The organism is Streptomyces sp. NBC_01635, from assembly GCF_045209715.1.
In the GTDB taxonomy this organism is placed as follows: Bacteria; Actinomycetota; Actinomycetes; order Streptomycetales; family Streptomycetaceae; genus Streptomyces; species Streptomyces hirsutus.
The window spans coordinates 8,050,292-8,065,226 of record NZ_CP109277.1; the positions used below are offsets into that span (position 1 = coordinate 8,050,292).

Here is a 14,935-nt window from a genome sequence, read left to right on the forward strand (position 1 = left end):
CGGTCCCCCCGACACGACTTCCCGATTCTCGAAGGGCTGACTGGCATGGGCAACACGGGCAACACCGAGGACAAGCTGCGGGACTACCTCAAGCGCGTCACCACGGACCTGCGGCAGACCCGCCGCAGGCTCGGCGAGCTGGAGACGCGGGCGCACGAGCCCATCGCCATCGTGGCGACCGCCTGCCACCTGCCCGGCGGAGTGCGCAGTCCCGAGGAGCTGTGGCAGCTGGTCGTCGACGGCGTCGACACCGTCTCGGACCTGCCCACCGACCGCGGCTGGGACATCGACGCGCTGTACGACCCGGACCCCGAGCGCATCGGCACCAGCTACGTCCGCCACGGTGCCTTCCTCTACGACGCGGCCGAGTTCGACGCCGGGTTCTTCGAGATCTCGCCGCGTGAGGCGACCGCGATGGACCCCCAGCAGCGGCTCCTGCTGGAGACCACCTGGGAGGCGTTCGAGCGGGCCGGCATCGATCCCACCATCCTGCGGGGCAGCGACACCGGTGTCTTCGTCGGCGCCAGCAACCAGGCGTACGCACCCGACGGCACCCGCGCCCCCGAGGGCATCGAGGGACACCTGCTGACCGGTGGTTCCGCCGCCGTCCTGTCCGGCCGCATCGCCTACAGCTTCGGCTTCGAGGGCCCGGCCGTCAGCCTCGACACCATGTGCTCGTCGTCGCTGGTCGCCCTCCACCTGGCCGTGCGTGCCCTGCGGTCGGGCGAGTGCTCCATGGCCGTCGCGGGCGGCGCCACCGTCATGGGCAGCATGCGCAACTTCGTCGAGTTCAGCCGCCAGCGCGGACTGGCCGCCGACGGCCGCTGCAAGCCCTTCGCCGCCGACGCGGACGGCACCGGCTGGGGCGAGGGCGTCGGCGTGCTGCTCCTGGAGCGTCTGTCGGACGCCGAGGCCAACGGACACCAGGTCCTCGCCGTCATCCGGGGCTCGGCGATCAACCAGGACGGTGCCTCGAACGGCCTGACTGCCCCGAACGGCCCCTCGCAGCAGCGGGTCATCCGCGCGGCACTGTCCGACGCGGGCCTGTCGGCCGCTGACGTGGACGTGGTGGAGGCGCACGGCACGGGCACCAAGCTGGGCGACCCGATCGAGGCGCAGGCGCTCCTGGCCACCTACGGGCAGGAACGCGACGCCGACCACCCGCTCTGGATCGGATCCCTGAAGTCCAACATCGGCCACACACAGGCCGCCTCCGGTGTCGCGGGCGTCATCAAGATGGTCGAGTCGCTGCGGCACGGTGTGGCGCCCAAGTCGCTGCACGGCGAGGAGATCACCCCGCACGTCGACTGGTCCTCCGGCACCCTCCGCCTGCTCACCGAAGCCGTCGACTGGCCCGAGAGCGGACGGCCGCGCCGGGCCGGCGTCTCCTCCTTCGGAGGCAGCGGCACCAACGCCCACGTCGTCCTCGAACAGGCGCCGGCCCCCCAGCCCGCCGAGGAGCCGACCACGAGCGATGCCGTCCTGCCCTGGCTGCTGTCGGCCCGCTCGGAAGCCGCGCTCAAGGAGCAGGCCCAGCGGCTCGCCCACCGTGTGGAGACCGCCGACCTGTCCGCGCTGGACGTCGCCCACACGCTGGCCACCGGACGCGCCGCTCTGGAGGAGCGCGCCGTCGTGATCGGCGCCGACCGCTCCGCCCTGCTGGCCGGCCTGCACGCCCTGGCACGGGGTGAACGGCCCGCGACCGTGACCCGCGGCCTCACGGAGAGCCCCGACGCACCTGTGGACCCCGTGTTCGTGTTTCCGGGGCAGGGGGCGCAGTGGGTGGGGATGGCGGTCGAGTTGCTGGACTCGTCGCCGGTGTTCGCGGTTCGGTTCGGGCAGTGTGCCGAGGCGCTGGGTGAGTTCGTGGAGTGGTCGCTGGTCGATGTGGTGCGGGGTGTGGAGGGCGCGCCGGGCTTGGACCGGGTGGACGTCGTGCAGCCGGTGTTGTGGGCGGTGATGGTGTCGCTGGCGGCTGTGTGGGAGTCGTTCGGTGTGAAGCCGGCTGCGGTGGTGGGGCATTCTCAGGGTGAGATCGCTGCTGCGGTGGTGTCGGGTGCGTTGAGTGTGCGTGATGGTGCGCGGGTGGTGGCGTTGCGGTCGCGTGCGATCGTGGCGTTGGCCGGGTGTGGGGGCATGGTGTCGGTGGCGCTGCCCGCGCAGGGTGCTGTGGAGTTGGCGGGGCGGTGGCCGGGGCGGGTGTCGGTTGCGGCGGTGAACGGGCCGACGTCCACGGTGGTCTCCGGTGACGCGGACGCGTTGGATGAGCTGGTGGCGTGTGCGGAGGCCCAGGGTGTCCGGGTGCGTCGTATCGACGTGGATTACGCCTCGCACTCGGCTCATGTGGAGGCCATTGAGGGTGAGTTGGCTGAGGTGTTGGCGTCGGTGGTGGCGTTGGAGCCGTCGGTGCCGTTCCTGTCGACGGTGACGGGGGAGTGGATCGACTCGGCTCGGACCGATGCCGGGTACTGGTACCGCAACCTGCGGCAGACCGTGCAGTTGGAGCCGGCGGTTCGGCGGCTGGTGGAGGCCGGGCACGGAGCCTTCCTGGAGATGAGCCCGCACCCCGTGCTGACCGTGCCGGTCGCCGAGACGGTCGAGGACGCGGGCGTGGACGCGGTGGTCATTGGTTCGTTGCGCCGGGGCGAGGGCGGTCTGGACCGCTTCTGCCTCTCCCTGGGTGAGGCGTGGGCGCGGGGTGTGGCCGTGGACTGGGCGCCTGCTTTCGAGGGGGTGTCACCGCGCTTGGTCGATCTGCCGACGTATGCCTTCCAGCGCAGTCGTTACTGGCTTGAGGTGCCCAAGGCCCAGGCGAGCGCCGACCCCGCGGAGGAGCAGTTCTGGCGCAGTGTCGAGGAAGGCGACGTGGAGGCGCTGGCCGGCACCCTCGGGCTGGACGGCACCGACGGTCTCGGCGACCTCGTTCCGGCGCTCTCCGCCTGGCACCGGGGGCGGCGGGGCCGTGCCCGACTGGACAATTGGCGCTACCGGGTGGTGTGGCGGCCGTACGGTCTGCCCGACGGGGACAGGCTCGACGGCACCTGGCTGCTCGCCGTGCCCGCCGAGCAGTTGGCGTCACCGTTGGTCAGCGGTGTGGCCCGCGCACTGGGCCGGGCCGGGGCGACCGTCGTCACCTTCGTCATGGCCGCCGACGACCTCGACCGCGAGCAGATCGCCTCCCGGCTCGGCGCCATCCCCGGGGCCGACGGGGCCCCCGTGCGGGGCGTCGTCTCCCTGCTCGGACTCGATGAGCGCCCGGCGGCGGCCCACTCCGGCGCCACCGCGGCCATGGTCTCCTCGCTGCTCCTGGTGCAGGGTCTGCTGGATGCCGGCATCGAGGCCAGGACGTGGATCCTCACGAGTGGGGCCGTCGCAACCGGTGCGGAGGGCGACGTCGTCGACCACCCGGTCCAGGGCGCCCTGTGGGGCCTCGGTCGTGTCGTGGCCCTCGAACAGCCCCGGCGCTGGGGCGGATTGATCGACCTGCCCGCGGACGTCGACGACGACACCGCACGCGCAGTGGTCGCCCTCCTGGCCGCCGGGGGTGACGAGGACCAGGTCGCCCTGCGCCCGGGTGGCGCGTATGTCCGCCGCCTGATCCGCACGCCGCTCGCCGGTCGCGGCGCGCCGCGTACCTGGCGCACCAGCGGCGCCGCGCTCGTCACCGGCGGCACCGGTGGCCTCGGCGCCCACGCCGCCCGGCTGCTGGCCCGCAACGGTGCCGAGCACCTGGTGCTGACGAGCCGGCACGGTCCCGAGGCCCCCGGAGCGGCCGAACTGGAACGCGAGTTGACCGACCTCGGCTGTCGGGTGACCATCGCCGCCTGCGACGTGGCCGACCGGGACGCGCTCCGCCGCCTCGTCGAGCACGTCGAATCCGACGGGCCCGCCATCCGCACCGTCGTGCACACCGCGGGCGTCGGAATGCTCGCCCCGCTCGCCGACACCGACCTCGACTTCTTCGCCGAGGGCGCCCGCGCCAAACTCCTCGGGGCGGCGAACCTCGACGAAATCTTCGACCACGACCGGCTGGACGCCTTCGTCCTCTACTCGTCCGTGGCCGGAACGTGGGGCAGCGGCGACCACGGCGCCTACTCCGCCTCCAACGCCTACGTGGACGCCCTCGCCGAGAACCGCAGGGCCCGCGGTCTGACCGGCACGTCCCTGGCGTGGGGCATCTGGAGCCCCGAGGGCGGCGGCATGGCCGTCAACGTCGTGCGCGAGCAACTGCGGTGGCGCGGCATCCCGTTCATGGACGCCGACATCGCCGTGACCGGTCTCCAGCAGGCACTCGACCACGACGAGACCTTCCTCGCGATCGCCGACATCGACTGGGAACGCTTCGTCCCCGTCTTCACGGCCGCCCACCCCAGGCCGCTGCTGCACGAGGTTCCCGAAGTCGCCGAGGCCATGAAGGCCGACGAAGCCGTCCTCGACCGCGCCGCCGACTGGCGCGGAGGACTGCGCGCCGAACTCGCCGCCCTGCCCGCCGCCGAACGCGACCGCGTCCTGACCGACGTGGTCCGCGCCCAGGTCGCCGCCGTCCTCGGCTACGCCGACGGCGACGACATCGCCGCCACCCGCGCCTTCCGCGAACTCGGCTTCGACTCCCTCACCGCGGTCGAACTGCGCAACCGGCTCAACGAGGCGACCGGCCTGGCCCTGCCCGCCACCATCGTCTTCGACCACCCCAACGTCCGTGATCTCGTACGCCACCTGCGCGGACACCTCGTCGACGACGGCGCCGACGAGCAGCCCGCCGCGCTCCCGGCACTGCCCGCGGCCCGCCCGGCGCACGAGGACGAGCCGATCGCCATCGTCTCCATGGGCTGCCGCTTCCCCGGCGGGGCGCACTCGCCCGAGGACCTCTGGCGGCTCGTCCTCGGCGAGACCGACGCCATATCCGGTCTGCCCGTCGACCGCGGCTGGGACGTGGAGAGCCTGTACGACCCCGATCCCGACCGGGCGGGAACCACCTACGCCCGTGACGGCGGTTTCCTGCACGACGCGGCCGAGTTCGACGCCGCCTTCTTCGGCATCTCGCCGCGTGAGGCGACCGCGATGGACCCGCAGCAGCGCCTGCTGCTGGAGACCACCTGGGAGACCCTGGAGCGGGCCGGCATCGCGCCGGACAGCCTGCGCGGCAGCGACACCGGCGTCTTCGTCGGCGTCTCCCACCAGGGCTACGGTGCGTCCGGCGAGGTCCCGGAGGGCCTCGAAGGCCACCTGATCACCGGCACGGTCACCAGCATCGCCTCCGGCCGCATCTCGTACACCCTCGGCCTCGAAGGGCCGGCCGTGACCATGGACACCGGGTGCTCCTCCGCACTCGTCGCCATGCACCTGGCCATGCGCTCCCTGCGGTCCGGCGAATGCTCCCTCGCCGTGACGGGCGGTGCCGCCGTCATGGGCGAGCCGGTCGGCCTGATCGGCTTCAGCCGTCAGCGTGGCCTCGCCGTCGACGGCCGCTGCAAGGCCTTCGGCGCGGGCGCCGACGGCATGGGCATGTCCGAGGGCGTGGGTGTGCTGCTGCTGGAGCGTCTGTCGGACGCGCAGGCCAACGGCCATCAGGTCCTTGCCGTGGTGCGGGGCTCGGCGATCAACCAGGACGGTGCGTCGAACGGCCTGACCGCTCCCAACGGTCTGTCCCAGCAGCGTGTCATCCGTGCGGCGTTGTCCGATGCGGGTCTGTCGGCTGCGGACGTGGACGTGGTGGAGGCGCACGGTACGGGTACGAAGCTGGGCGATCCGATCGAGGCGCAGGCGTTGCTGGCCACGTACGGGCAGGAGCGTGAGGGTGACCGGCCGTTGTGGCTGGGCTCGGTGAAGTCCAACATCGGGCACACACAGGCGGCATCCGGCATGGCCGGGGTCATCAAGATGGTGCAGGCCATGCGCAACGGCATCCTGCCCAAGTCCCTGCACACCGACGAACTCTCCACGTTCGTCGACTGGTCCGTCGGCCAGGTCAGGGTCCTCACCGAGGCACGCCCCTGGGAACGGAACGACCGACCCTGCCGGGCGGGCGTCTCCTCCTTCGGCGTCAGCGGCACCAACGCCCACGTGATCCTCGAAGAACCGGAGCCCGCCGAGGGCCCGGCGCCGGCCGTCGTCGACCGGCCGGGGGTGACGGTGCCGTGGCTGGTGTCGGCTCGCTCGGAGGCGGCGCTGCGTGAGCAGGCCTCGCGGCTCGTGGCCCGGCTGGAGGGCACGGAGACCGACCCGCTCGACGTGGCGCACGCGCTTCTCACCGGTCGTGCCGCTCTGGAGGAGCGCGCCGTCGTGATCGGCGCCGACCGCTCCGCTCTGCTGGACGGCCTGCGTGCCCTGGCCACCGGAACCGCCGACACGGGCTCCGTCCGGGGTGTCGCGCCCCACAACGGTGAGTCCGTGCAGCCGGTGTTCGTGTTTCCGGGGCAGGGGGCGCAGTGGGTGGGGATGGCGGTCGAGTTGCTGGACTCGTCGCCGGTGTTCGCGGTTCGGTTCGGGCAGTGTGCCGAGGCGCTGGGTGAGTTCGTGGAGTGGTCGCTGGTCGATGTGGTGCGGGGTGTGGAGGGCGCGCCGGGCTTGGACCGGGTGGACGTCGTGCAGCCGGTGTTGTGGGCGGTGATGGTGTCGCTGGCGGCTGTGTGGGAGTCGTTCGGTGTGAAGCCGGCTGCGGTGGTGGGGCATTCTCAGGGTGAGATCGCTGCTGCGGTGGTGTCGGGTGCGTTGAGTGTGCGTGATGGTGCGCGGGTGGTGGCGTTGCGGTCGCGTGCGATCGTGGCGTTGGCCGGGTGTGGGGGCATGGTGTCGGTGGCGCTGCCCGCGCAGGGTGCTGTGGAGTTGGCGGGGCGGTGGCCGGGGCGGGTGTCGGTTGCGGCGGTGAACGGGCCGACGTCCACGGTGGTCTCCGGTGACGCGGACGCGTTGGATGAGCTGGTGGCGTGTGCGGAGGCCCAGGGTGTCCGGGTGCGTCGTATCGACGTGGATTACGCCTCGCACTCGGCTCATGTGGAGGCCATTGAGGGTGAGTTGGCTGAGGTGTTGGCGTCGGTGGTGGCGTTGGAGCCGTCGGTGCCGTTCCTGTCGACGGTGACGGGGGAGTGGATCGACTCGGCTCGGACCGATGCCGGGTACTGGTACCGCAACCTGCGGCAGACCGTGCAGTTGGAGCCGGCGGTTCGGCGGCTGGTGGAGGCCGGGCACGGAGCCTTCCTGGAGATGAGCCCGCACCCCGTGCTGACCGTGCCGGTCGCCGAGACGGTCGAGGACGCGGGCGTGGACGCGGTGGTCATTGGTTCGTTGCGCCGGGGCGAGGGCGGTCTGGACCGCTTCTGCCTCTCCCTGGGCGAGGCCTGGGCCAAGGGGCTCGCCGTCGACTGGACGCCCGTCTTCGAGGGCCACGCGCCGCGCCGGGTCGACCTGCCCACCTACGCCTTCCAGCGCAAGCACTACTGGCTGGAGCCGGTCGTCCGACGACAGGACGCCGACGACGTGCGCTTCGGCGGCGTGGACCTCGTCGACGACGGGTTCTGGGCCAACGTGGAGAACCAGGAAGTCGATTCCCTCGCAGAGAGCCTGGGGATCGAGGACGTACGCTCGCTCGCCGAGGTGGTCCCCGCGCTGTCCTCGTGGCGGCGTGACCGGATCAACCGCTCGACGCTGGACGGCTGGCGCTACCGGGTCACGTGGCGGCCGCGCGTCGAGCAGTCCGCCCGCGTCGAGGACCTGCCCGGCAGCTGGCTGATCGTCGTGCCCGCCGGACACGAGAGCGACCCGGTGGTGCGGCAGATCCAGGAGGCGGTCGACGAGCGGTCGGCCGGGGCGCTGCTGCTGGTCGCGGGGCCGGAGGCCGCCGAACGTGACCGTATGGCCGACCTCGTACGACAGTGCGCGGACGACGCCGAGATCGGTGGCGTGCTCTCGCTGCTCGCCCTGGACGAGTCGCCCTGGTCCGCCGAAGGCGTGCTGCCGACCGGACTGGTGCTGACCACCGCGCTGCTCCAGGCGGTGGGTGACGTCCGGGTCGACGCGCCCGTGTGGTGCGCGACCCGCGGTGCGGTGTCCGTGCACCGCGGTGACGTGCTGCGCACCCCGCTCCAGGCGATGAGCTGGGGCCTGGGCCGCATCGCGGCCATGGAGTACCCGCAGCGCTGGGGCGGTCTGATCGATCTTCCCGAGACGCTGGACACCCGGGCCGTGCGCCGTCTGCTCGCCGCGCTGTCGGGAACACTGGAGGAGGACCACCTGGCCGTACGGCCGTCCGGGCTCCTCGCCCGTCGGCTGGTCCGGGCCGGTGACGGCCCCCGCCCCGACGGCAACTGGCGGCCGTCCGGCACCGTCCTGGTCACCGGTGGCACCGGTGGACTCGGCCGGCACGTCGCGCGCTGGCTCGCCCGGGGCGGCGCCGAGCACCTGGTGCTCGCCTCCCGGCGCGGCCCGGACGCTCCCGGGGCGGGCGAACTCGTCGCGGAGCTGGCCGAGCTGGGCGCCACGGCGACCGTGGTCGCCTGCGACGTCGCCGACGCCGACGCGGTACGGCAGCTCGTCGACGAGCTGCCGGGCGGCGGCACCCTGACCGCCGTCGTGCACACCGCCGGCATCATCGACGACGGACTCATCGACGCGCTGACGCCACAGCGGGCGCACGGCGTGCTGCGTCCCAAGGTGGACGCGGCGCTCGCGCTCGACGCGGCCACCCGACACCTCGACCTCGACGCGTTCGTCCTGTTCTCCTCCATGGCCGGCACCCTCGGCGGCCCGGGCCAGGGCAGCTACGCCGCGGCCAACGCCTTCCTCGACGCCCTGGCCGCGCGCCGCCGCGCGGAAGGGCTGCCCGCAACATCCGTCGGCTGGGGCACCTGGGCCGGCGGCGGCATGGTCGGCGAGGAGGTCGCCGAGCGGCTGCGCCGCGACGGCGTGCCCCCGATGGACCCCGAGCTGGCCATCGCCGCCCTGCAGAAGGCGCTCGACCAGGACGAGGAGTTCCTGATCGTCGCCGACGTCGACTGGAAGCTCATCACCGCCCGCGCGTTCGCCGCGCTGCGGGAGTTCCCCGAGGCCCGTGCGGCCGCCGTCACCGACAGCGCGGAGAAGAAGAAGGAGGCCGACGCCGTGGACGGGCCGCCGCTGGCCCGGCGGCTGGCCGCCCTGCCGCCTGCCGAGCGCCGTGCCGCGCTGCTGGCCGAGGTCCGCGCCCAGGCCTCCGCGGTGCTCGGCCACACCGACGCCGACGCCGTCCCCGACGGACGCGCCTTCCGCGACCTCGGGTTCGAGTCGCTGACCGCGGTCGAACTGCGCAACCGGATCGCCGAGGCCACCGGCCTGCGCCTGCCCGTCACGCTCGCCTTCGACCACCCGTCCGCGAGCGCCCTCGCCGCCCACCTGGACACGGAACTGTTCGGCGCGTCCACCACCGCCGACGACCTGCCCCAGCTGCCAACGGCGGCCGTGGACGACGACCCGGTCGTCATCGTCGGCATGGGCTGCCGCTTCCCCGGCGGGGTCACCTCGCCGGAGGAACTGTGGCGGCTGGTCGCCGACGGCACCGACGCCATCACCCCCTTCCCCGCCGACCGCGGCTGGAACGTCGAGAAGCTCTACGACCCCGACCCCGAGCGCACCGGCCACTCCTACGCCCGGCACGGCGGTTTCCTGCACGACGCCGACCGGTTCGACCCGGCCTTCTTCGGCATCGCGCCCCGTGAGGCCGTCGCGATCGACCCGCAGCACCGGCTGCTGCTGGAGACGTCCTGGGAGGCGTTTGAACGCGCCGGGATCGACCCCGACCGGCTGCGGGGCGCCCGCGCGGGCGTGTTCGTCGGCTCGAACTACAACGACTACGGCAGCCGTGTCCGACAGGCCCCCGAGGAGCTGGAGGGCTACCTGGCCACGGGCAGTGCGAGCAGTGTCGCCTCGGGCCGCATCGCCTACACCTTCGGTCTGGAGGGCCCGGCGGTCACCGTCGACACCGCCTGCTCCTCCTCGCTGGTCGCCCTGCACCTCGCCGTGCAGGCCCTGCGGTCCGGCGAATGCGAACTCGCCCTGGCCGGCGGCGTGACCGTGATCTCCACGCCGGACACCTTCGTCGAGTTCAGCCGGCAGCGGGCCCTGTCGCCCGACGGCCGCTGCAAGGCGTTCGGCGCGGACGCCGACGGAGCGGGCTGGGCCGAGGGCGTCGGCCTGCTCCTGCTGGAGCGTCTCTCCGACGCCCGCCGCAACGGCCACTCCGTGCTCGCCACGGTGGCCGGGTCGGCCGTCAACCAGGACGGCGCCTCCAACGGACTGACCGCTCCCAGCGGACCCGCGCAGCAGCGCGTCATCCGGCAGGCCCTCGCCTCCGCCGGGCTGTCCCCGCAGGACGTGGACGCCGTCGAGGCGCACGGCACCGGCACCACCCTCGGCGACCCGATCGAGGCGCAGGCCCTGCTCGCCGTCTACGGAGCGGACCGGCCCGCCGAACGGCCGTTGTGGCTGGGCGCGCTGAAGTCCAACATCGGCCACACGCAGGCCGCCTCGGGCGTCGCGGGCGTCATCAAGATGGTGATGGCGATGCGGCAGGGCGTCCTGCCGCGCACCCTGCACGCCGAGCGGCCTTCCCCGCACATCGACTGGTCCTCCGGGGCCGTCCGCCTGCTGCACGAGGAGCAGGACTGGACCCCCGGCGACACCCCGCGCCGCGCGGGCGTCTCCTCCTTCGGCGTCTCCGGCACCAACGCGCACGTCATCCTCCAGGAAGCGGACGCTCCCGGCCTCGCGGAGCCGGCCCGGCCGGCCGAGCGGACCCCCGGCGTCCTGCCCTGGCTGCTGTCCGCGCGCGGCACCGCCGCACTTCGCGCCCAGGCGCGACGTCTGTTCGACCACCTGGCCGACCACCCCGACACCGCCCCGGCGGACGTCGCCGTGTCCCTGGCCACCACCCGCGCCCACCACGACGACCGGGCGGCCGTCGTCACCGACGACACGGCCGGCCTCGCCGAGGCGCTCACCGCGCTCGCCGACGGCCGTGAGCACCCCCTGCTCACCACAGACCGGGCCCGCGGCGGCAAGGTGGCGTTCCTGTTCTCCGGACAGGGCGCCCAGCAGGCCGGCACCGGACGGGTCCTGTACGAGCGGTACGACGTGTTCGCCGACGCCCTCGACGAGGTCTGCGCCCACCTCGAGGCGCACCTCGAACTGCCGCTGCGGGACGTGCTGTTCGCGGACCCGGGCACGCCGCAGGCGGCTCTCCTCGACCGCACCACCTACACGCAGGCCGGGCTCTTCGCCGTGCAGGTCGCCCTGTACCGGCTCCTGGAGAGCCTGGGCGTACGGCCCGACGCGCTGCTCGGTCACTCCGTCGGCGAGATCGCCGCGGCCCACGTCGCGGGTGTCCTCACCCTGGAGGACACCTGCCGGCTCGTCGCCGTGCGCGGCAGGCTCATGGGCGAACTCCCGACGGGCGGCGTCATGGTCTCCGTCCAGGCCGGCGAGGACGAGGTGACCCCCCTCCTCGCCGCCCACGAGGGCCGGGTGGCCGTGGCCGCACTCAACAGCCCCCACGCCACCGTCCTGTCCGGCGACGAGGACGCGGTCACCGCGGTCGCCGCCGAACTGGCCGCCCGGGGACGCAAGACGCACCGCCTCAACGTCAGCCACGCCTTCCACTCGCACCACATGGACGGCATGCTCGACGCGTTCACCGCCCAAATCGCCCAACTCGCCCACTCCGCACCAGTGTTGCCCGTCGTGTCCACCGTGACCGGCCGTGCCGTCACCGCCGACGAGCCGTTCGACGGCGGCTACTGGGTACGCCAGGTCCGCGACGGCGTCCGGTTCCGCGACGGCGTCCGCGCCCTGGAGGAGCAGGGCGTCACCACCTACGTCGAGATCGGCCCCGGCGGTGTCCTGACCGCACTGGCCGGGGACAGCGTCGAGGGCGACGCCACCCTCGTGCCGACGCTGCGCCGCGACACCGAGGAGGAGACCTCGCTGACCTCCGCCCTCGCCCGGCTGCACACCCACGGCCACCGCGTCGACTGGGACGCCTGGTTCGCCCCCACCGGTGCCCGCCGCACCGACCTGCCCACCTACCCCTTCCAGCGACGCAGCTACTGGCTGGAGGCGACCGGACCCGACACCCACCGCTCCGACCTCGAACCGGTACGCCACCAGCTGCTGACGGCGGCCGTGCCGCTGGCCGACAGCTCGGCGACCGTGCTCACCGGCACGGTGTCCGTGGACGGCAGGCCCTGGCTCGCCGACCACGCGCTCGACGGCCGGGTCCTCTTCCCCGGCACCGCGTTCCTCGACCTGGCCCTGGAGGCCTGCGCCCACACCGGGGCCGCCCGCGTCGCGGACCTCACCCTGCGGACCCCGCTGGTGCTCCCCGACAACGGCGCCGTCCACCTCCAGGTCTCCGTCACCGCACCCGACGACAACGGCGACCGCGCGCTGACCGTGCACTCCCGGCCCGCCGCCCGCGACGACGGCGCCCCCACCCCCTGGACCCGGCACGCCGAGGGCACCCTCAGCGACACCCGCGCCGCCACCGCCCCGGCACCCCTGCCGGCCGCGTGGCCGCCGCCGGCCGCCGAACCGGTGGACGTGAGCGGGCTGTACGAACGCATCGCCGCCGGAGGCTTCGCCTACGGACCCGCGTTCCGCGGCCTGCGCGCCGCCTGGCGCGACGGCGACACCGTGTACGCCGAGATCACCCCCGAGGACGGCGAACACCTCCAGGGCACCGACCGGTTCCGCATCCACCCCGCCCTGCTGGACGCCGCCCTGCACACGGTGGCCCTGGCCGCCGACGAGGCGAGCGGCACGGTCGTCCCGTTCACCTTCTCGGACGTCACCGTGCACCGGGCCGGACCCACCGCCCTGCGCGTCCGCCTCACCCCCGAGGCCGAGCACACCTACCGGGCGACCCTCCTCGACGGCACCGGACAGCCGGTCGCCGACATCGACACCCTCGTGCTGCGCCCCGTGGACACCGCGGCCCTCCCGGCCGCCCCCGGCCGCGGAGCCCTGCACCGGATCCGCTGGACACCCGCCGCGCCCGGCACGGCCCCGGCAGGGCCCGCGCACCTCCTCGGCGCGACCGCACCGGCCCTCGCGGACGCCGTCCGCCACGCCGACGCCGCCGCGCTGGTGACGGCCACCGCCACGACGGCCGTACCCGACACGGTCCTCGCCGCCGTGCCCGTAACCGATGGGGAGACCGACCTCGGCACCGCCACCCGGAACACCACCGCGCACGCCCTGCGCCTGGTCACCGAGTGGCTCGCCCAGGACGCCCTCACCGGCTCCCGGCTGGTGGTGCTCACCCGCAGCGCCGTCACCACCGGCCCCGACGACACCCTGCGCACCGACCCCGCCCAGGCCGCCGTCTGGGGCCTGATCCGCGCGGCACGCGCCGAGAACCCCGGACGCTTCGCCCTCGTCGACCACGACGGCAGCCCCGCCTCCCTGGACCGGCTGCCGTCCGTACTGGCACTCGGGGAGAGCGAGATCGCCCTGCGCGACGGCACCGCGCTGACGCCGCGGCTCACCCGGGTCGCACCCGCCGACGCCACCCGCCCCGTGATGGGCGCCGACGGCACCGTGCTCGTCACCGGCGCAGGCGGCATCCTGGGCCGTCGGGTCGCCTGCCACCTGGTCACCGCGCACGGCGTCCGCTCCCTGGTCCTCGCGGGCCGGCGCGGAGCCGCCGCCGACGGCATGCCCGAACTGCGCGAGGAACTCACCGGACTCGGCGCCCACGTCACCGTCGCCGCCTGCGACGTCGCCGACCGCGACGCCCTGACCGCGCTGCTCGACGCGGTGCCCGCCGACCGTCCGCTGACCGCCGTCGTCCACACCGCCGGCGTCCTCGACGACGGCATCGTGCAGTCCCTCACCCCCGAACGCGTCGACACCGTGCTGCGCGCCAAGGCCGACGCCGCCGTCCTGCTGGAGGTACTCACCCGCGACACCGGCGCCGCACTCGTCCTGTTCTCCTCGCTCGCCGGCACCCTCGGCGGCGTGGGGCAGGCAAACTACTCGGCCGCCAACGCCTTCCTCGACGCCTTCGCCGCCCGCCACGACACCCCCGGACGCCGGATCCGGTCACTCGCCTGGGGGCTGTGGGCCGAACGCAGCGGCATGACCGGGACACTCGAGGAGTCCGACCTGCGCCGCATCGCCCGCAGCGGGCTGCGCCCCATGGACACCGACCACGCACTCGCCCTGCTCGATGCGGCACTGCGCGCCCCGGAACCCTGGTACGCACCCGCCGACCTGGACCCTAACGCCCTGCGCGCCTCCGACGGCACCGTCCCCGACCTGGTCCGCGACCTCGTCCCGGACCGCACCCGGCGCCCGGCCGCCACGACGGCGACCGACACCCCAGCCACGCCCGCCGGCGGTGAACTGCGCGCACGCCTGGCCCGACTCGCCCCGGCCGACCGGCACACCCCCGTCCTGGACGCCGTACTCGCCCAGGCGGCCCTCGTCATCGGCCACGACAGCCCCGACTCCCTCGACCCCGAAGGAGGCTTCCTGGACAGCGGGTTCAACTCCCTGACCGCCGTCGAACTCCGCAACCGCATCGGCGCCCTCGCCGGCGTACGACTGCCCGCGACCCTGATGTTCGACTACCCGACGCCGGAACGGCTCGCCGCGTACCTGCTGGAGCGCATCGCTCCCGCGGACCAGCCCGCCACCTCCCCGCTCCTCGGCCAACTCGACTCCCTGGAGGCGCAGTTCACCGAGGCCGCGGTGGACGGCACGCTGCACGACCAGCTCCGCGCCCGGCTGCGCGGCCTCCTGGACCGCCTGGACGGCGCCCCGCTGCCCGACCCGGCCGGCCTCCCGGTGACGGCGACCGCCGACCGGGACACCGACGAGGTCTCCGACGACGAACTGCGCGCCTTCCTCGAGGGCGACCTCGAGGCCTGACCCCAGGCCCCCGGTCGTCCCGGCCCACGCCCCG

At 74.0% G+C, this 14,935-nt stretch carries 1 protein-coding gene; it reads left to right on the forward strand.

The window, feature by feature from the left end:
* The first annotated feature begins 45 nt into the window (after window positions 1–45).
* Window positions 46–14,901: a type I polyketide synthase gene (locus OHB56_RS37150; protein ID WP_406358251.1), complete on the forward strand. Its 14,856-nt coding sequence runs from the start codon at window positions 46–48 to the stop codon at window positions 14,899–14,901.
* Window positions 14,902–14,935: the final 34 nt, after the last annotated feature.